Here is a 17,640-nt window from a genome sequence, read left to right as displayed (position 1 = left end):
CGCATCTTCCGCCCATATGACCGATGCGGCCGTTAGCCTGTGCGCCAGTCCCCCGCCGACGGGCCGGCTCCGGCCCTCGCGTACGGGACGGTCACAGGCCGGGGGACGGACGTGATGGCTGAATCGGTGCGGCGTGGGTCCGAGCGGGGGAACGCCTCCGATGCCGCCGGTGCGCTGATCCTCGCCGCCTGCGCGGTGTGGTCACTGATCAGCGCGGCGGGTCGGGAGACCCGGCCCGAAGGGGTGCTGCTCGCCCTGCTCGCCGTCGCGGCGGGCTTCGCCTGCGGGCGCATCTGCGGCACGCTGCTGCCGGTCGCGACGGCCACCGGCGCCGCGCTGGCGGCCCTGCTCCTGGCCCTGCTGTGGCGGCACGGCATGCCGGGCGCGACGGCCGCCGAGGACCATGCGCCGGGGCAGAGCGGCGCCGCCGCGGCCCTGCTGGTCCTCGCCGCCGGGTGCGCGTGCTGCGCGGCGGCGGGTGCCGGGCGGCGGGTGTCGGTCACGGCCCTGAGGCTGCTGGCGCTGGGCATCGCCGGCGCCTCGCTCGCCCTGGGTTCGGCGGCCGGGTCAGCGGCGGCGCTCGGGGTGCTGGTGTGCTCGCTGGCCGCCGCCCGGACGCGGCGTCGGCTGCTCGGGCTGGGTGCCCTCGCACTGGTAGCCGGGCTGGTCGTCGGAGCCTCGTGGGCCATGGCCGAGGAGGTCCTGCCCGAAAGGCTCACGGTCTCGCTGGAGGGCCCGCTCACCCGCAACCGGGTCGAGCTGTGGCAGGACGCCGCCCGTCTGACGGCCCGGCACCCCGTGCTCGGCATCGGCCCCGGCCGGTTCGACGAGCTGAGCCCGACCGCGCGGCGCAGCCTCGGCTCGGACGGGAAACCGCACTCGGCGCCGTGGCAGCAGGCCGCCGAGCAGGGAATCGTCGGGGTGGTGCTGCTCGGCGCCGCGTTCGGCTGGCTGCTGTACGCGCTGTGGCGCTCGCCCCGGTCCACGGCGGTGGTGCTGGCGGCGGGCGCGACGCTCACGGCGGTGGCCGTGCTGGCGAGCGTGGGCAACGCGCTGAGCTTCACACCGGTGACGGCGGGGGCGGGACTGCTGGCCGGGCTCGCGTCGGCCAGGCGGCCGATCGGCGCGGGCGAGCCCTGCGGGCCGGACGGGGAGGACGGGGTCAGGCCCCGGCCGGGAAGCCCGAGGACGGCAGGTGCAGCCGGGCCCGGATGAACCGTACGCCCGCCTCGGCGTCGTCCACCGTGATGGTGAACGTGCGGCCGTCGCCGAGGCGCAGCACCAGCCCCTCGCCCCGGCGCACGACGACGGCTGTGCCCTTCTCGGGGCGCCAGCGATAGCCCCAGCCGCCCCACTGCCGGGGGTTCACGTGGGGCGCGAAGTCGGCGGCCACCACCTGGGTGAGCAGGATACGGCGGCGCGGCAGCCCCATGTGGCCGCAGCGCACCTCCAGGGCGTCGCCGTCGACGCGGACGGCGACGTTCACGAAGGCGAGGGTGCCGAACAGCATCAGCAGGCCGGCGGCGACGCAGCCGATCACCGACATCAGCAGCGGGGCGATGCCGGAGGTCCAGTTGGAGCTGACGGCGAGCTGGACGCCCAGGGCCAGGCAGGCGGCGCCCAGGGCCGCGAGGACCCACTGGGTGCGGTTGGTGGCCCGGCCGACCCAGACCTGCGAGTGGGTGCCGGTTCCGGTGCGCTTCGGTTCTCCGGGGTGCTCCCTCATGCCGAGCAGCGTACTGAAGAACGGGCGTCGGGGGACGGGCGCGAGCACGCCGGCGCGGCCGTCCGCAGGTCAGCGGACGGAGCCGACGGCGGCCAGTCCGCGCCCTTCCGCGTAGGCCAGGGCGGCCTGCGGCAGCTCCGAGACGCGTCCGCTGAGGATGACCGCGATGGACGAGGAGGGTTCGGCCGACGGAGCGGGTTCGGCGCCGATGCGGCGCAGCGCCTGGGCGGCGACGGCCCCGGCGGACCCGTGCAGGGCGACCGGGCGCCGGGCGGGGCCGCCGACGGCCTCGCGGATGCGCTCGGCGACGAGCTCGTAGTGGGTGCAGCCGAGGACCACGGCCCGCACGTCGGGCGGGGTGAGCGCGGCGGCGGCGGCGATCGTCTTCTCGATGGCGTCCTCGTCCGCGTACTGCACGGCGTCGGCGAGGCCGGGGCAGGGCACCTCGGTGACGGCGGCGGATCCGGCGAACGCGCCGATCAGTCCGCGCTGGTACGGGCTGCCGGTGGTGGCCGGGGTCGCCCAGATCGCGACGGAGCCGCCGCCCGCCGCGGCGGGCTTGATGGCGGGGACGGTACCGATGACGGGCAGGCCCGGTTCGAGCTCGGCCCGCAGCAGCTCCAGCGCGTGCACGGAGGCGGTGTTGCAGGCGACGATCAGCGCGTCGGGCCGGTGCGCGGCGGCGGCGCGGGCCACCATGAGCGCGTGGGCCTGCACGCCCTCGGGGGCGCGGCCCCAGGGCATGTTGTCCGGGTCGGACGAGAGGACCAGATCGGCGTCCGGCCTCAGCCGGCGTACTGCGGCGGCGGCGGCGAGCAGTCCGATTCCGGAGTCCATGAGCGCGATCTTCACCCGGTCACCATAGTCGACCGCCCTTGCGGTCCCCGCTCAGTGGTGCAGACTTCCGCCAATGAGCGCCGTTGCCTGGATCGCCGTGGGTTCGCTTGTCGCGTGGGTGTGGCTGCTGCTGGGCCAGGGGTTCTTCTGGCGCACCGACCAGCGGCTGCCGAGCCGGGCGGCCCCGGAGCGCTGGCCCTCGGTCGCGGTCGTCGTCCCGGCGCGCGACGAGGCCGCGATGCTGCCGGTGAGCCTGCGGTCGCTGCTGGCGCAGGACTATCCGGGGGCCGCCGAGGTCTTCCTCGTGGACGACTGCAGCAAGGACGGCACGGGGGACGTCGCCCGCGCCCTGTCCGTGCGGTTCGGGGGCCTGCCGGTGACCGTGGTGTCGCCGGGCGAGCCCGAGCCCGGCTGGACGGGCAAGCTCTGGGCCGTACGCCACGGGATCGCGCTGGCCCGGGCCCGGGAGCCGGAGTACCTCCTGCTCACGGACGCCGACATCGCGCATGAGCCGGACAGCCTGCGGGAGCTGGTGGCGGCGGCGGAGACGGGCGGCTTCGACCTGGTCTCGCAGATGGCGCGGCTGCGGGTGGCGAGCTTCTGGGAACGGCTCGTCGTGCCGGCCTTCGTCTACTTCTTCTCGCAGCTCTATCCGTTCCGGTGGATCAACCGGAAGCGGGGGCGGACGGCCGCCGCGGCGGGGGGCTGTGTGCTGCTGCGGACGGAGGCGGCGGTACGGGCGGGAGTGCCGGACTCGATCCGGCAGGCGGTGATCGACGACGTGTCGCTGGCCCGGGCGGTGCGGCGCTCGGGGGGCCGGATCTGGCTGGGGCTCGCGGACCGGGTGGACAGTGTGCGCCCGTATCCGTGCCTGGCCGACCTGTGGCGGATGGTCTCGCGGAGCGCGTACGCCCAGCTGCGGCACAATCCGCTGGTGCTGCTCGGCACGGTGCTCGGGCTGGCGCTGGTCTACCTCGCGCCGCCGGTGACGCTGGTCGCCGGGGTGCTCGGCGGGGGCGCGGTCGCGGCGTGGGCCGGGGGGCTGGCGTGGGCCGTCATGGCGGGGACGTACATGCCGATGCTCGCCTACTACCGGCAGTCGCTGTGGCCGGCTCCGCTGCTGCCCTTCACCGCGCTGCTGTATCTGCTGATGACCGTCGATTCGGCGGTGCAGCACTACCGGGGGCGCGGTGCGGCCTGGAAGGGGCGTACGTACGCCCGTCCCGAGGCCGCACCGGATCAGTGACTCAGGGATATCCGGGCCGGGTCACTTGCGGCCCGGGGTCCAGTTCATGCCCCAGCCGTACGCGTGGTCGATGGTGCGCTGCGGACTGACGCCGCGCTGCGGCACCAGGTAGCGGGCCTCGCGCTGCACGGTGAGGTCGTTCCCCGTGTTGGTGATGAGCGCGAGTGCGCAGACGGTCGACGGGACCGTGCACTCGTCCAGCGAGAAGTCGATCGGCGCGCCGTGCTGGGGCTGGAGGGTGACGGTGGCGTGCAGGTCGGCGAAGCTGCGGGCGCCCTCGTAGATGGTGACGAAGATCAGGACCCGGCGGAGCTGCGCCTTGTGGTCGAGGTTGATCGTCAGGTTCTCGCCGGTGGAGACGGCCCCGGTACGGTCGTCGCCGTCGAGGTGGATGAACGGCGGCTGGTGGAGCGCGCCGAAGGCGTTCCCCAGGGCCTGGACGACTCCCTTGCGGCCGTCGGTCAGCTCGTACAGGGCGCAGAGGTCGAGGTCGAGGTCCGAGTGGTTGGCGACGGCCCGGCCCAGCTTGCTGCCCCAGCCCTTGAACTGCTTGCGCACCTCCCAGTTGAGGTTGACACGCATGGCGCCGGACGTGCCGCCCTGCTTGGTGAGCGAGACGGACGGCGCGTCCTTGGTGAGCGTCACCTTGGTCAGCCGGACGGGCTGGGTGACGGGTGGTGCCGGAGGGGCCGGGGGGACGGGCGGGGCCATCGGGGGCGCCATCGGTGCGGCGAGCGTCGGCTGCTGCGGCTGTGGGTACTGCGGAGGCGGCGGAGTGGCGGTGACCGGGGTGGCGGGATGGGGCGGCTGGGGCTGGGGGGCCGTGTGCGGCTGCTGGGGTTCGTCCACGGAGATGCCGAAGTCCGTGGCGAGCCCTTCGAGCCCGGAGCCGTAGCCCTGGCCGACCGCACGGAACTTCCAGACGCCCTGCCGCCGGTAGAGCTCACCGAGGATGAAGGCGGTCTCCACGGTGGCGTCGGAGCTGTCGAAGCGGGCGAGTTCGGCACCGTTCATCGCGTTCAGGACGCGTACGTACAGTCCGCTCACCCGGCCGAACGTGCCGCCGTCGGCGGAGGCGGCCAGCACCACGCGGTCGATGGCCGGCTCCACCCGTGCCAGGTCGACCGCGAGGGTGTCGGTGGCCGCGCCGCCGGCCGTGTGTTTGCCCTGGTGGCGCACCGCGCGGGACGAGTGGGTCGGCTGGTTGTAGAAGACGAAGTCGCCGTCGTTGCGCACCTTGCCCGAGCCGAGGAGAAGGAGCGCGGAGGCGTCCACATCGGGTGTCCCCGGGGCCGTGCGCCATCCGATCTCGACACACACGGCCTGGGCCGTCACTGGGACATTGGTTCCCTTTTGCATGGTCATGCTCGCCCCCATCACGAGTCCGCTTCCGAGACCTTTCCGGGTCAACCTAGTGCCAGCCCCGCCCCGGGACCCACCGAGGTGCGGGTACGGGCGCGGGGGCCCGCGGCCGCGGCGCCCGCCGCCTCCTGACCGGATCAGGTGGCGGTGTCCTCCGGCCGCGTGCCCTCCTCGCCGTTGTGGACGACGCCGTTCGCGTCCAGGCGGGGGTGGAGGGCCATCGGCTCCACCATGGTGACGTCGGAAGGACGTTGGCTCTCCGGGCCGTCGGGCCCCCAGCGCAGCAGGCGCCGTGAGCGGGCGATCCGGTAGGCGGTGCCGCCGGCCTCGACCTCGTTGACCCGGCCCGCGCGCAGTCGGTCTGCCGCCTCGGCCAGGACCCTCAACTCGGCCAGCGCGGGGTGGGTGCCCTCGGCGACGACGCTGCGCGCGTCCACGTCCGTCCCGGCGGTGAGGGGGATGGTGCCCGCCTGCCGGGGCCCGAGCCAGGTCAGCGAGATGTCCAGGGAGCGCCGTGCGTCCTGCGGGGTGGCGTGCAGGCCGCCGCCGGCTCCCCACCGCTCGTCGCCGGTCCGTTCCACGACCATGAAGGCCGCCGGGAGGAGCAGGACGTCGGGATGGGTGTCCACGGCGCGCTCGGAGTCACGCAGGACGTCGGCGGGGTATCTGCTCCCCCGGTACGCGAAGGAGCGCATGGCCAGCATCTCCGCCGCCTGGAGGGGCGTCACGGGCGCGTCCGGGTCCAGGACCAGTCCGGCGTCGACCCCGGGGGTGCCCGCGGGGCGGGTCCAGTCGGGCACGGCGGGCTCGGGGTCGGTGGGGCGCGGCAGTTCGAAGCCTCCGTCGGGGTCCAGCCCCGCGTACTCCTCGGCCCGCACCACGCGGTAGCACGTGCCGCGGACGTGGACCTCGGGCGGCTTCCCGGTCTCCAGCCGCGCGACCGCGCCGAGCAGGGCCCGCCGCTCCGCCTCGGTCTCCGCCTCGTCCTTGGCCCGGAACCACAGCTTCGACTGCAGGTCGTCCCTGGCCTGCTGGGGGCAGCCGTTCGTGATCGGGACCAGCACCTTCCACCGGTCCCCGTCGTCCTCGGACCGTGCCGCCACGCCGAACAACGGGCCGCGGACGGCCAGTCTGTTGCGCGATGCCGCGTCGAAGGCGTCGGCCTCGATGGCGGCCTCGACGGGCTCCACCGGGATCCTCACCAGCACCGGCCGGGCAGCGGGGCGCACACCGTGTTCGTTCATGGCGTCATCCTGGCGTCCGCGAGCGGCGTGTACGCGGCTTTCGCCGGATCATCCACCGTACGTGCTCTCCGGGGTCGTTATGTTGCCGCCTTCGGCCCCACGGCGGGTGAGGCTCAGGGCCCGGCCTCGCCCTCTCGGTGCCTCATTGCCGCCCGGTGGGCGCGCTCACGGGAATTGCGTTCTGGAAATCGGTGAGTGCGAGCGACGCCTGAATGTCGGGGCCGGATGCGAAGTGCATCCGCTGGCGTACGCGCACGACGCGTCCCTGTCCGTCGATCCACGCCTCGGCGTCGACCGAGGTGGCGGGGCGGAGATTGCGGCCGACGGTCCGGTCCACCGCTTCGAACTGCTTGGGAGTGAGGCGGGCGGACACGTGCAGAGGTTCACTCCCCTCTTCCACGGAAGCGCCGTGATCGAGCATGAGGCGTACGAACCGCGGAAGCCGGTCGAGGGGTATGCCGCCCTTGGCCACCGTCGCGGGGAATTCCTGCCAGGCGCCACTCGCGCCGACCGCGCGCCGGTACACCTTCCGCCGGGTCGTCACGACGTCCTCGGTGTACTGATCGGTGGTGTCCGTCGTACGTCCCGTCAGGGGCGCGTTGAGGTTGACCCTCCCCTCCATGAGCTGGAGCCGTTCGGACCCGGACCGCGTGACGGCTTCGAGTTCGGCCGAGTAAGGCGCGTCATCGGCCGCGGCCAGCCGTTTACTCACCGCCTCGCGGCCGGATTCGGACGGCGCGGCCGAGTCCGGTGCGCATGCGGTGAGCACCAGTGCGAAGAGCAGCGGAATGAGAGCCATGGATCGGCGGTGAATCAAGGGGGGATTCCTCTGAGTACGGGCCCGGGAAGACAACGATGTTTCAGCAGGTCAGGCAGGTAGGGTGAGGGTAAATCCGATGACCACAAAATTGGGACTCCCCAATCTGCACATCGTGGGCTTAACTTAGGTGTCATGACCTCCCCCCGCTCCACCTACGGTGGCGGCTACTACGCCGCGCCGTCGTTTGCCGACACCCCGATCTACGACTCCCTCGTCGCGGAGCGGGGCACCCCTCAGATCGCACCGATCCGAGTGCCCGCCGCCTACGACACCGGCAACAGCTATCTGCCGGCGCTCCCGTCGGCCCTGCCGGCGCTTCCCGCGGCCCCCTCCCAGCCCCAGCAGGCCTACGGCTACCCCCAGTCGGCGGCGCAGCAGGGCTACGCACCGATGCAGCCCGCGCAGCTCCAGCACGCGCCGGCCCCGTACATTCCGCAGCAGCCGGCCGGTGGCCGCGGCATGTACCAGGCGCCCCCGCCGCAGCAGCAGCGCCCGGCGCCGACGTCGGGTTACGAGTCGATGCGCCCCGCCGCGCCCCGGCCCGTCCCGGCGCAGTCCCCGTACGAGGACCCGTACGGCCGGCCCTACCAGGGCGGCCGGGGCTACTAGAGCCTTCGCCCGGATCAGGCGGCGCACGGCCCGGGGCGGGGTGCCCGGCAACACGGGCCGTGCGCCGTTCCGCGTTCCGCCCGGCCGGCCCGGGGCGCAGGGAACTCACGGGGGCGCGCCGCGCGTTGAGCACGGTGGGCCGCCCACACCGCGCGGCCTCGGCGCGTGGACGGCACCGCCCGGGCGGGGACGGGTGCGGAAGGGGGTGCGGGGACTGTGCGAGCGATGGCGGGTGTCTGGCGCTGGCGGCACAATCCGCTGCGCCGGGCGACGGACCGGTGCGAGGCCTGGCTGGCCCTGGCCGCGTTCCTGATGCTGATGCTGGCGGCCCCGGCGGTCGGCTGGCTCTGCGGGGTCCGGACGGACTCGGCGCTCCAGGCGTCGGTGCGCGCCCAGCGGGCGGACCGTCACCTCACCACGGCCGTCGTGGTGCGGCGGGTGGCCGGCGCCCGTCATGTCACCGACCCCGAGATATCGGGCGCCGCCCTGACGCGGACCGAAGTGGTGGCCCGGTGGCGCGCCCCGGACGGCGCGGCCCGCACGGCGAGGGTGACGACCGCCTCGCGCAACGCGGCGCCGGGAGCCCGGGTCCGGATCTGGACCGACCGCGCGGGCGACCCCGCGCTCCGGCCCATGGACATACCGACGGCGCACACGCATGCCGCGCTCGCGGGTTTCGGAGCCGCGATGCTGTCCGCCCTGCTGATCGAGTGCGTACGCCGCCTGATCCTCCGGCACATGACATGGCGGCGGTACGCACGGATCGACCGGGCCTGGGCGGCGGTCGGCCCGGACTGGGGCAGGACGGGCACCGGCAGCTGAGTCGTGCCCGGCGCCGGTGCGGAGCGTGATGAGGCGGCAGCCGCCGGGACCTGCGCATCGGGTCAACTCCCGGCGGCCGCGCGCGCTACGGTGGACCGGCCCGCCCGTCGCTCTCCGGCAGGCGGACCCCGGCTGGTCGCTGCCGCGAGGCCGGTGACACGGGTATCACTCACGCACGAGGCGGGGGCACGACAGCGCCATGGCACAGGGCACGGTCCAGGTGACGCACACCGGCACATCGCGGTGGCGGCGCCGCACGGGCGAATACGCCTCCCTCACCGCGGCGCTCGAAGCGGCGGCGGACGGTGATGTGCTCACCGTCGCCCCCGGCACCTACCGGGAGAACCTGGTCATCGCCCGCGCGGTCACGCTGCGCGGCCCCGAGGGCTCCGTCGGCTCCGTGCGCATCGCCCCCGCCGACGGGGTGCCGCTCACGCTGCGCGCCTCCGCCGTCGTCCAGGACCTCCATGTGGAGGGGCAGGACTCCGCGGCCCCGGCCGTGCTCGTCGAGGACGGCGCACCGGAGATAGCGGACGTACGGATCGTGACCCGCTCGGCGGCCGGCGTCGAGGTGCGCGGCGCGGCCCGGCCCACCGTGCGCCGGTGCACCGTCGACAATCCGGCGGGCGTCGGCATCGCCGTGCTCGACGGCGCGGGCGGGGTGTTCGAGGAGTGCGAGGTCGTCTCGGCCGGGCAGTCCGGGGTCGCCGTGCGCGACGGCGGTCACCCCCGGCTGGAGCGCTGCCGGGTCCACCACGCCTCGGGCGCCGGCCTGTCCGTCACCGGCGAGGGCAGCGGTCTGGAGGCGCTGGGCTGCGAGGTGTACGAGATCAAGGGCAGCGGGATCCAGGTGACCGCCCGCGCCTCCGCCCATCTCACCGACTGCACCGTGCACCGCACCTCGGCGGACGGCGTCACGCTGGACACCGACGCGGTGCTGACGCTCGCCGACTGCGACATCCACGACATCCCGGAGAACGCCGTGGATCTGCGTTCGCGGGCGGTGCTGACGCTGACCCGCTCGACCGTGCGCCGCTTCGGCCGCAACGGGCTCTCGGTGTGGGACCCGGGCACCCGGGTCGACGCCAATCAGTGCGAGATCCACGACAGTACGGGCGACTACCCGGCCGTCTGGGTCAGCGACGGGGCGACGGTGATACTGGATTCCTGCCGGGTCCACGACGTGCCGGACGCCCTGTTCGTCCTCGACCGGGGCTCGCGCGCCGATGTGGTGGACAGCGATCTCTCCCAGGTCCGCAACACCGCGGTCTCGGTCAGCGACGGGGCGACCGCGCAGCTGGACGACTGCCGCATCCGGGAGGCGTCGACCGGCGCCTGGTTCCGGGACCACGGCAGCGGCGGCACCCTGAGCAACTGCACCGTCGACGCCGCTCAGACGGGCGTGATCGTCACCAAGGGCGCCGACCCGGTGATCGAGCGGTGCACGGTGACCTCTCCCGCCGAGGCCGGGTTCTATGTGTCCGCCGAGGGCCGGGGGACGTTCAACGGCTGCCGGGTCACGGGCAGCGAGGGGTACGGCTTCCATGTGATGGAGGGCTGCCGAACGACGCTCACCCGGTGCCGCACCGAGCGTTGCGCGCGCGGCGGTTACGAGTTGCCCGAAGGCGTCGGTGGCGGCACGGGAAGCGGGCCGGTCGTGGAGGAGTGCACGAGCGACGAGAGCGGGCTGCGCACCGCCACTCCCCCGCCGGCCCCGGTCCTGACGGCCACGCAGTCCTCACCCGGGCTGCTCGGTTCCGTCCCCGCCCCGCGCCCCGTGGAGCAGGCGCCGCCCGCCGAGCCCGTGCGCACCTCCAGGGAGGTCCTGGGCGAGCTCGACGCGCTGGTCGGCCTGGACAGCGTGAAGCGGGAGGTGCGGGCGCTCACGGACATGATCGAGGTGGGGCGCAGGCGCCGGGAGGCGGGCCTCAAGGCCGCGTCGGTCCGCCGCCATCTCGTCTTCACCGGCTCTCCGGGCACCGGCAAGACCACGGTGGCCCGGCTGTACGGCGAGATCCTGGCCTCGCTCGGGGTGCTGGAGCGGGGCCATCTGGTCGAGGTGTCCCGGGTCGACCTGGTCGGTGAGCACATCGGCTCCACCGCGATCCGGACGCAGGAGGCGTTCGACCGGGCGCGCGGCGGGGTGCTGTTCGTGGACGAGGCGTACGCGCTGTCGCCCGAGGACTCCGGCCGGGACTTCGGCCGGGAGGCGATCGACACGCTGGTGAAGCTGATGGAGGACCACCGGGAGGCGGTGGTGGTCATCGTCGCCGGGTACACCCAGGAGATGGAGCGGTTCCTGACGGTCAATCCCGGCGTCGCGTCCCGCTTCTCGCGGACCATCACGTTCAGCGACTACGAGCCGTCCGAGTTGCTGCGGATCGTCGAGCAGCAGTCCCAGGAGCACGAGTACCACCTGGCGTCGGGCACCGGTGAGGCGCTGCTGAAGTACTTCGCGGAGCTGCCCAAGGGGCCGGCCTTCGGCAACGGGCGCACCGCTCGCCAGACCTTCGAGTCGATGGTCGAGCGGCACGCCGGCCGGGTCGCCCAGCTCGCGGAGCCGAGCACGGACGACCTCACTCTGCTGTATCCGGAGGACCTCCCGGAACTGCCCTGACGTCCTCGCCGACGCGTTCCGCCTGCTGGGGCAGCACGGGGGTGAGCCGTTCCAGGAGGGCGGCGCGCTCCTCGGCGAAGACGGGGTCGGCCTGGTAGTCGGAGTGGCCGAGCACCGGCTCGGGCAGCGGGTGTTGGGGCGTCCGTCCGTAGACCAGCGGGTCCCTGAGCGGGCCCCGGTCGACCTCGGGGCCGGAGTCCTCGCCGAGCCGGATCTCGCCGCCGATGGGGTCGGTGGCCCGCCACAGATTGCGCCAGCAGTGCACGGAGCGGTGCAGCCCGTGGAGCTGCCCGGCACCGAAGTACGCCGGGAACCAGCGGGCGTAGAGCCGTTCGATCGGCGATCCGTACGTCAGCAGGGCGACCCGGGAGCGGGCGCGGGCGGGCAGCTGCCAGACCGCGGAGGCCGCGAGCACGCTGCCCTGGGAGTGGCCGGAGATGACGAGCCGGCCCCTGGTGCGGCCGGTCCAGCCGGACATGCGGGCGGCCAGGTCGGGCACGGCGCGCTCCGCGTAGCAGGGCGGGGCGAAGGGGTGGGCGGCGCGCGGCCAGAACGTACCGACGTCCCAGAGGATGCCGATCGTGCGCCGGGCGGACGCGTCCCGGTAGGCCCGTCTCCCGCAGGCGACGAAGACGAGGAAGCCGAAGCCGATCAGCCAGGAGCCGGTCGACTGCGCGGCCTCGGCCACCGATTCGACGAACGGGCCGCTGCCCTCCAGCGCGAGACCGGGGACCTCGCCGGCGGCCCAGGACCCGGCCACCGCCCCCGCGCCCAGGCACAGGGTGGCTCCGGAGACGATTCCCACCATGCCGGGCGCCGAGTCGGTGAGCGCGGCCGTGGCCCGGATACGGGCGATCCGCTGGGTCCGTGCCGGGTCGGGGAACGGCTCCCCGTACTCCGCTTCGACCACGGGTTCCAGCCTGCGGGCCGCCAGCCAGGTCCGTACGCCGAGGACGGCGCCGGGGACCAGGAGGAGCAGGAGGAGGACGGGGATGACCGACGCCTGCCAGCTGAGCAGCACCGGCGGTCCCTCTATCAACGCGCTGCGCCCCATGCCCGGGCTGCCGGGTCCGTCCAGCCAGTCGGCGACGCGCTGGGCGACGCCGCCGGTCATCACGCCGCCGAGCGCGCACGCGAGCATCGCGACGGCCGGTCCGCCGAGGCCGCGCAGGACGGTGCGCGGCTCCGGGCAGCACCGGTACAGGTAGAGGGAGACCGCCGCGAGGAGGACCACCAGGACGCCCTCGGCGACGCTGACCGCCCGGAACAGCGTGGTGTCGCCGGGGAGCCTGCCGGAGGAGGTCCAGCCGGGGCGCGGCCAGGCGGCGTGGACGGCGGCGAGAACGAGGAGGGCCACAGCGGCGCCGGGCAGCCAGGTGATGAGGGCCCGGTCGAGCCGGTTGTCGAGGCGCCGTTCGCTGCGGCCCCGGCGGCAGACCACCCAGAGCACGACGAGGAGCCCGACGGCGAGGGCCCCTTCGATGAGCCGGCCGAGGAGCGGGGCGACCGGTCCGGGGACGGCGCGGTCGTGGCGGGCGGCGGCCTCCGTGACGGCGGCGGTGACGGTGAGGAAGCCGGCCGCGGTGTGGGCGGCGCGCAGCCGGGCGACGAGGCGGCGCCCGTACCAGAACCCGGGCCGGCCGAGCGCGGGGCGGACGGGGTGGGCGGCGGGTGCGGGGCCGTCGTCCTCCGCGTCGTCCGGGTCCCCCTCGGTCAGCGGGCGCTGGGACTCGTAGGCGCTCCAGGTGCGGTTGGACAGGAACCAGAGCAGCCCGACCAGCGCGGCCGGCACCAGCGCGGCCAGGGCGAGGCGGCGGCCGGGCTGGGACCACCAGCCGCCCTGCTCGGCGGAGAGGAAGCCGAGCCAGGAGCGCTTCTCGGAGCAGGCGGCGGCGCCCGCGCACTGCCAGGCGGTGAGGTCCAGGGCGACTTCGCAGGCGGCGGCGGTCAGCAGCACGGTGAGGCTGAGCGCGATGAGCCGCACGAGGACGCCGTACAGCCGGATCGCGCGGGGCCGGCGCCGGGCGGTGGGGCGCATCCAGTGGGCGAGGTTGATCACCATGAACGGGAGCAGCAGCAGCCACAGCGCGCGGGAGCCGTTGCCGGAGGTGAGGTTGGACCAGCAGTACGCCTCGGCGATGGGCTTCTCGCGGTACCTGTCGGGGTGCTGCTCGGCGTCGATGTCGGCGGAGCGCCGGTAGATGGCCGCGGTGGTGTCGCCGGTGACCCGGACCGTGCGCGGGTCGGCCAGCATGTCCTGGGGGGTGGTCCCGCCCACGCCGTGGACCAGTAATTCCAGCGCGGGACCGGGGCTGCGCGGGGCAGGGGTGGGAGGGGGCACGTGCGTCTCGCTCTCGCAGGGGGGAAGGCGGCTGATGGCCGGTCACCGTTACTGACGAATGTCCCCCGGGCGGGGGCCGGCGACACCGCGCGTGGCAGGATGAGTCCGTCGATACGGACTCCTGTACGGCCAGAGGGAAGGGCGAGGCCCGGCGTTGAGCGAGAATCAGAATCTGCTCGCGGAGCAGCGGCGCGCGCTGATCCTGGACGAGGTGCGCCGGCGCGGCGGGGTCCGGGTCAACGAGCTGACCCGGAAGCTGAACGTCTCGGACATGACCGTCCGCCGGGATCTGGACGCGCTGGCCCGGCAGGGTGTGATCGAGAAGGTGCACGGCGGTGCCGTCCCGGTGGTCGAGGCGAGCACGCACGAGCCCGGTTTCGAGGCGAAGTCGACGCTGGAGCTCAGCGCCAAGGAGGACATCGCCCGGGCCGCCGCCGCGATGGCCGTGCCCGGCAGTGCGATCGCCCTGTCCGGGGGCACCACGACGTACGCGCTGGCCCAGCATCTGCTGGAGGTGCCGGACCTGACGGTCGTGACGAATTCGGTGCGGGTCGCGGACGTGTTCCACGCGGCGCAGCGGCCCGGTGCTCCGGGCGGCCGGCCGGGTGCGGCGACGGTCGTCCTCACCGGCGGGGTGCGTACGCCGTCCGATTCGCTGGTCGGCCCGGTCGCGGACCGGGCGATCGCGGCGCTCCACTTCGATGTGCTCTTCCTCGGGGTCCACGGGATCTCGGTGGAGGCGGGGCTGTCCACGCCGAATCTCGCGGAGGCGGAGACGAACCGCCGGTTCGTGCGGTCGGCGCGCCGGGTGGTGGTGGTCGCCGACCACACCAAGTGGGGCACGGTGGGCCTCAGCTCGTTCGCCTCGCTGGACGAGGTCAGCACGCTCGTCACGGACGCGGGGCTGCCCGCGGGTGCGCGGGCGGAGATCGAGGAGCATCTGCCGGGGCTGCTGGTGGCGGGTGGCGAGGGGCCCGCCGGGGGCTGAAGCATTCCGCTCCGCTCGCGGCAAAGGCTCCACCGCCTAGGATCTCGGTGTGGCCGTGTTCCGGATCGAGCGTTTCACCTCCTTGCCCGCAGCCGAGTCCTGGCGCCGGGTGACGGACTGGGAGCGGCATGCCGCGCAGGTGCCGCTGACGACGATCACGGTGCCGACGGGGCTGCCGACCCGGGTCGGGACGGTGTTCGTGGCGCGCACCGGGGTGGGTCCGCTGGCGTTCGACGATCCGATGGAAGTGGTCCGCTGGTCCCCGCCGGCCGGGAGCCGGGCCGGGATGTGCCGGCTGGAGAAGCGCGGCCGGGTGGTGCTGGGCCGCGCGTCGATCGATGTGTATCCGAACCGGGCCGGCTCCCATGTGGTGTGGGTGGAGGAGCTGGGCGTACGGCTGCTGCCGCACTGGGCGGACCCGGTGCTGGCCGGTGCCGGGAGGCGGGTCTTCGGCCGGGTGCTCGACGCCATGCTGGACCGCCCGGCGGGCCGGTACGGCTGAGGGTTCACGCCTCCGGCCAGCTGCCGGTGGCCAGGAACTGGTCGACGGTCCGCGTGTACGGGGCGATGTCGAGGCCCTGCGCGGCCAGCCAGGAGTCGGAGTAGTACTTGTCGAGGTAGCGGTCGCCGGGGTCGCAGATCAGTGTGACGACGCTGCCCCGCTCGCCCCGGGCCACCATCTCGGCGATCAGTTTGAAGGCGCTCCACAGGCCGGTGCCGGTGGAGCCGCCGGCCTTGCGCCCGATGGCGCGTTCCAGGGCGCGCACGGCGGCGACGCTCGCCGCGTCCGGGACCTTCATCATCCGGTCGATCGCGCCGGGGACGAAGCTGGGCTCCATGCGGGGCCGGCCGATGCCCTCGATGCGGGAACCGCAGTCGCTGGTGGCGTGCGGGTCGTGGTGGGTCCAGCCGTCGAAGAAACAGGAGTTCTCCGGGTCGGGCACGCAGATCCGGGTGTCGTGCTGCATGTAGTGCACGTAGCGCGCGATGGTCGCCGAGGTGCCGCCGGTGCCGGCGGTGGCGACGATCCAGGTGGGCTCGGGATAGCGTTCCAGCCGAAGCTGCTGGTAGACCGACTCCGCGATGTTGTTGTTGCCCCGCCAGTCGGTGGCCCGCTCGGCGTAGGTGAACTGGTCCATGTAGTGGCCGCCGGTCTCGGCTGCGAGCCGCGCCGATTCCTCGTACATCCGGCGCGAGTCGTCCACGAAGTGGCAGCGCCCGCCGTGGAATTCGATGAGCCGGCACTTCTCCGGGCTGGTGGTGCGGGGCATGACCGCGATGAACGGCACGCCGATCAGTTTGGCGAAGTACGCCTCCGAGACGGCGGTCGAACCGCTCGACGCCTCGATGACCGGTTTGCCCGGCCTGATCCAGCCGTTGCAGAGCCCGTAGAGGAAGAGCGAACGCGCCAGCCGGTGCTTGAGGCTGCCGGTGGGATGGGTCGACTCGTCCTTGAGGTAGAGGTCGATGCCCCAGCTCTCCGGGAGCGGGAAGAGCAGCAGATGGGTGTCGGCGGAGCGGTTGGCGTCGGCCTGGACCTTGCGGACGGCCTCCTTGAGCCAGGCGCGGTAGGCCGGATCGGAACGGTCGATGTCGACGGTCGGCGCGGCTGCGCCGCCGTGCCCGTGCTCAGTGGTGTCCATCTGCGCGCTTCTCCTCGTGCGACCGGTCTCGGCGGGGCCCACGATATGCTCCCCACCTGCACAAACGTTGACTTTGGTGGTCCATAGCAGTGCCTTGGTGTCGCGGCCGGATCCCCTGCGCCCCCTGCACGGCCCGAATGCGCCGTTTACGTACCGTCCCGCTCTGGCGTGCACGCCCGGCGATGGGCACACTTCGTCTCAGAGGTATGACGAAGGGGGCGAAGAGGCCATGTCGGAAACGGAGTTCGGCGCGACGCGCGTGACGGAGTTCAGTGCGACCGGTGTGCGAATCGACCGGTGGGCCCGCTCGGTCACCAGGGCGGGGCAGGTCACCGTGAAGGACGGCCGGGTGTCCCTCCTGACGAGTTACGGGCGGGAGATCGACAGCGCTCCGGTGGGCACGGTGAGCGCGGGCAGACCGTGGTTCGCCGGGGCGGACGCCACCGTGGCGCGGGTCAACGGGACGCGGTACCGGCTGACGATGCGGCGGCCGGACGGCAAACCCGGTGACGCGGCGCCCTCGCACCGCTTCCTGGAGGCGCTGTACAGCGCGGGAGGCCGCCGCTCCTGAGTGGGGCGGGATGCGCAGCACCGCGAGTTGCGGAGCCGTATGCCCTGAGCGACATTGGAGTCACGTCACTCATGGTGTACCGGCGGTGACACTGTGATCCAGGCCGCCGGCCCGGACTCAGCAGCGAGCCATGTGCTGGATCCGTTCCTCCGTCTTCTTCCGGACCTATTTCGGGGAGTCGCAGCCGTGATCAGCGAGCCAAGCAGGCACTGCACGGTGGAGCTCCAGGCCCTGCCGTCGCGGATCGGTCAGGTCCGCAGAATCATCTCGGCGCAACTGCGCTACTGGCATCTCGATTCTCTGATCGACCAGACAGCGCTGGGCGTCACCGAGCTCCTCACCAACGTCCACCGGCACGCGCAGCCGGACAAGTCATGCACCGTCGAGATCGAGTTGCTGCTCGAGAGGCTCACGGTGTCCGTCCACGACCACGATCCACGGCTGCCGACCGTGCGCGAGGCCGACGACTCCAGTACGTCGGGACGCGGGCTCGCACTGATCGCCGCGGTCAGCGAGAGCTGGGGGGTGCGCCCCCGGGGCGGTACGGGGAAGGTCGTGTGGTTCACGCTTCCCGCCCCGACCCCGCTCGCCCCGCCGTCTCACGTGGTGTACGGGGCCACCACCGACGGGCCGTTCGATCTGAGCGTCCTCAAGCATCTGGACGGTTCACCGCCCTCGGCGTCGCGGTCGGCCGTGGTGGGCTGACACGACTGGGGTCTGTCCGGCGGGGGGGGGGGGGGCCGCCCCGCGGACCCCGCCCCACCCCCCAGCCGGGGCCCCCCCGCCCGGGGGGCCCCCCCCCCCAATGGGCGCC

The 17,640-nt window shown here is 73.7% G+C and carries 15 protein-coding genes and 1 pseudogene; 9 read left to right on the top strand and 7 right to left on the bottom strand.

The window, feature by feature from the left end; translation table 11 throughout:
* Nucleotides 1-114 precede the first annotated feature (114 nt).
* A complete protein-coding gene (locus ACLQ2N_RS11215) occupies nt 115-1,215 on the top strand; it encodes an O-antigen ligase family protein (RefSeq protein ID WP_425811626.1) in 1,101 nt (366 codons plus the stop codon).
* On the opposite strand, the gene ACLQ2N_RS11210 is transcribed toward ACLQ2N_RS11215, so the two are convergent.
* Both ACLQ2N_RS11210 and ACLQ2N_RS11205 read right to left on the bottom strand, forming a co-directional pair.
* Nucleotides 1,163-1,726, bottom strand: coding sequence for a hypothetical protein (locus ACLQ2N_RS11210; RefSeq protein ID WP_425811624.1), 564 nt, complete (start codon nt 1,724-1,726; stop codon nt 1,163-1,165). The genes ACLQ2N_RS11215 and ACLQ2N_RS11210 overlap by 53 nt on opposite strands.
* Nucleotides 1,727-1,795: 69 nt before the next feature.
* Nucleotides 1,796-2,578, bottom strand: coding sequence for a glutamate racemase (locus ACLQ2N_RS11205; protein WP_425811622.1), 783 nt, complete (start codon nt 2,576-2,578; stop codon nt 1,796-1,798).
* Nucleotides 2,579-2,636: 58 nt separating this feature from the next.
* Between ACLQ2N_RS11205 and ACLQ2N_RS11200 the strand changes: the two genes are divergently transcribed.
* Entirely contained in the window at nt 2,637-3,809 is a 1,173-nt protein-coding gene (locus ACLQ2N_RS11200) for a glycosyltransferase (RefSeq protein WP_425811620.1), read from the top strand.
* 21 nt (nt 3,810-3,830) lie between these two features.
* On the opposite strand, the gene ACLQ2N_RS11195 is transcribed toward ACLQ2N_RS11200, so the two are convergent.
* The 3 genes from ACLQ2N_RS11195 to ACLQ2N_RS11185 all read right to left on the bottom strand — a co-directional run bounded on the left by ACLQ2N_RS11195 (nt 3,831) and on the right by ACLQ2N_RS11185 (nt 7,214).
* Nucleotides 3,831-5,186 carry a TerD family protein gene (locus ACLQ2N_RS11195; protein ID WP_425811618.1) on the bottom strand — a complete coding sequence of 452 codons (1,356 nt, stop codon included), beginning with the start codon at nt 5,184-5,186 and terminating at the stop codon, nt 3,831-3,833.
* Nucleotides 5,187-5,308: 122 nt separating this feature from the next.
* Nucleotides 5,309-6,415 carry a DUF5954 family protein gene (locus ACLQ2N_RS11190; RefSeq protein WP_425811616.1) on the bottom strand — a complete coding sequence of 369 codons (1,107 nt, stop codon included), beginning with the start codon at nt 6,413-6,415 and terminating at the stop codon, nt 5,309-5,311.
* A gap of 142 nt (nt 6,416-6,557) precedes the next feature.
* Nucleotides 6,558-7,214, bottom strand: coding sequence for a hypothetical protein (locus ACLQ2N_RS11185; RefSeq protein ID WP_425811614.1), 657 nt, complete (start codon nt 7,212-7,214; stop codon nt 6,558-6,560).
* Nucleotides 7,215-7,367: 153 nt separating this feature from the next.
* On the opposite strand from ACLQ2N_RS11185, the gene ACLQ2N_RS11180 reads away from it, so the two are divergent.
* The 3 genes from ACLQ2N_RS11180 (at nt 7,368) to ACLQ2N_RS11170 (ending at nt 11,283) form a co-directional block, all read left to right on the top strand.
* Nucleotides 7,368-7,844 carry a DUF6643 family protein gene (locus ACLQ2N_RS11180; protein ID WP_425811612.1) on the top strand — a complete coding sequence of 159 codons (477 nt, stop codon included), beginning with the start codon at nt 7,368-7,370 and terminating at the stop codon, nt 7,842-7,844.
* A gap of 225 nt (nt 7,845-8,069) precedes the next feature.
* The gene (locus tag ACLQ2N_RS11175; RefSeq protein ID WP_425811610.1) at nt 8,070-8,666 is read left to right on the top strand and encodes an Rv1733c family protein; all 597 of its coding nucleotides are present in this window, start codon (nt 8,070-8,072) and stop codon (nt 8,664-8,666) included.
* A gap of 199 nt (nt 8,667-8,865) precedes the next feature.
* Complete coding sequence (locus ACLQ2N_RS11170) at nt 8,866-11,283, top strand: right-handed parallel beta-helix repeat-containing protein (RefSeq protein ID WP_425811608.1); 2,418 nt, start codon at nt 8,866-8,868, stop codon at nt 11,281-11,283.
* Here ACLQ2N_RS11170 and ACLQ2N_RS11165 read toward each other — a convergent pair.
* Nucleotides 11,256-13,537, bottom strand: a pseudogene (locus tag ACLQ2N_RS11165) (hypothetical protein); the annotation flags it as partial. The gene ACLQ2N_RS11170 and the pseudogene ACLQ2N_RS11165 overlap by 28 nt on opposite strands.
* A gap of 241 nt (nt 13,538-13,778) precedes the next feature.
* Between ACLQ2N_RS11165 and ACLQ2N_RS11160 the strand changes: the two are divergent.
* Together ACLQ2N_RS11160 and ACLQ2N_RS11155 are read left to right on the top strand one after the other, a co-directional pair.
* Entirely contained in the window at nt 13,779-14,612 is an 834-nt protein-coding gene (locus ACLQ2N_RS11160) for a DeoR/GlpR family DNA-binding transcription regulator (protein WP_425811606.1), read from the top strand.
* A 49-nt stretch (nt 14,613-14,661) separates the two neighbouring features.
* Nucleotides 14,662-15,114, top strand: a complete 453-nt coding sequence (locus ACLQ2N_RS11155; protein WP_425811604.1) for an SRPBCC family protein — start codon at nt 14,662-14,664, stop codon at nt 15,112-15,114.
* A gap of 4 nt (nt 15,115-15,118) precedes the next feature.
* Here ACLQ2N_RS11155 and ACLQ2N_RS11150 read toward each other — a convergent pair whose 3' ends face one another.
* The gene (locus tag ACLQ2N_RS11150) at nt 15,119-16,255 is read right to left on the bottom strand and encodes a PLP-dependent cysteine synthase family protein (protein ID WP_425811602.1); all 1,137 of its coding nucleotides are present in this window, start codon (nt 16,253-16,255) and stop codon (nt 15,119-15,121) included.
* A gap of 229 nt (nt 16,256-16,484) precedes the next feature.
* Between ACLQ2N_RS11150 and ACLQ2N_RS11145 the strand changes: the two genes are divergently transcribed.
* Together ACLQ2N_RS11145 and ACLQ2N_RS11140 are read left to right on the top strand one after the other, a co-directional pair.
* Nucleotides 16,485-16,826 (top strand): hypothetical protein, encoded by a 342-nt coding sequence (locus ACLQ2N_RS11145; protein WP_425811600.1) that lies wholly within the window; start codon nt 16,485-16,487, stop codon nt 16,824-16,826.
* Between the two features lie 186 nt (nt 16,827-17,012).
* On the top strand, nt 17,013-17,531 hold the full coding sequence (locus ACLQ2N_RS11140; protein ID WP_425811598.1) for an ATP-binding protein: 519 nt from the start codon (nt 17,013-17,015) through the stop codon (nt 17,529-17,531).
* Nucleotides 17,532-17,640: the final 109 nt, after the last annotated feature.

The sequence above is a fragment of the Streptomyces sp. DT224 genome, from assembly GCF_049844595.1.
Lineage (GTDB): Bacteria > Actinomycetota > Actinomycetes > Streptomycetales > Streptomycetaceae > Streptomyces.
The sequence above is the reverse complement of the archived record's forward strand: the minus strand, read 5'-3'. Positions and strand labels throughout refer to the sequence as shown.

What these genes read in the sequence shown, in the direction of transcription:
- ACLQ2N_RS11215 (WP_425811626.1), top strand. Translation starts at nt 115, where the DNA reads ATGGCTGAATCGGTGCGGCGTGGGTCCGAGCGGGGGAACGCCTCCGAT.
- ACLQ2N_RS11210 (WP_425811624.1), bottom strand. Translation starts at nt 1,726, where the DNA reads ATGAGGGAGCACCCCGGAGAACCGAAGCGCACCGGAACCGGCACCCAC.
- ACLQ2N_RS11200 (WP_425811620.1), top strand. Translation starts at nt 2,637, where the DNA reads ATGAGCGCCGTTGCCTGGATCGCCGTGGGTTCGCTTGTCGCGTGGGTG.
- ACLQ2N_RS11195 (WP_425811618.1), bottom strand. Translation starts at nt 5,186, where the DNA reads ATGGGGGCGAGCATGACCATGCAAAAGGGAACCAATGTCCCAGTGACG.
- ACLQ2N_RS11190 (WP_425811616.1), bottom strand. Translation starts at nt 6,415, where the DNA reads ATGAACGAACACGGTGTGCGCCCCGCTGCCCGGCCGGTGCTGGTGAGG.
- ACLQ2N_RS11185 (WP_425811614.1), bottom strand. Translation starts at nt 7,214, where the DNA reads ATGGCTCTCATTCCGCTGCTCTTCGCACTGGTGCTCACCGCATGCGCA.
- ACLQ2N_RS11180 (WP_425811612.1), top strand. Translation starts at nt 7,368, where the DNA reads ATGACCTCCCCCCGCTCCACCTACGGTGGCGGCTACTACGCCGCGCCG.
- ACLQ2N_RS11175 (WP_425811610.1), top strand. Translation starts at nt 8,070, where the DNA reads ATGGCGGGTGTCTGGCGCTGGCGGCACAATCCGCTGCGCCGGGCGACG.
- ACLQ2N_RS11170 (WP_425811608.1), top strand. Translation starts at nt 8,866, where the DNA reads ATGGCACAGGGCACGGTCCAGGTGACGCACACCGGCACATCGCGGTGG.
- ACLQ2N_RS11150 (WP_425811602.1), bottom strand. Translation starts at nt 16,255, where the DNA reads ATGGACACCACTGAGCACGGGCACGGCGGCGCAGCCGCGCCGACCGTC.
- ACLQ2N_RS11145 (WP_425811600.1), top strand. Translation starts at nt 16,485, where the DNA reads ATGTCGGAAACGGAGTTCGGCGCGACGCGCGTGACGGAGTTCAGTGCG.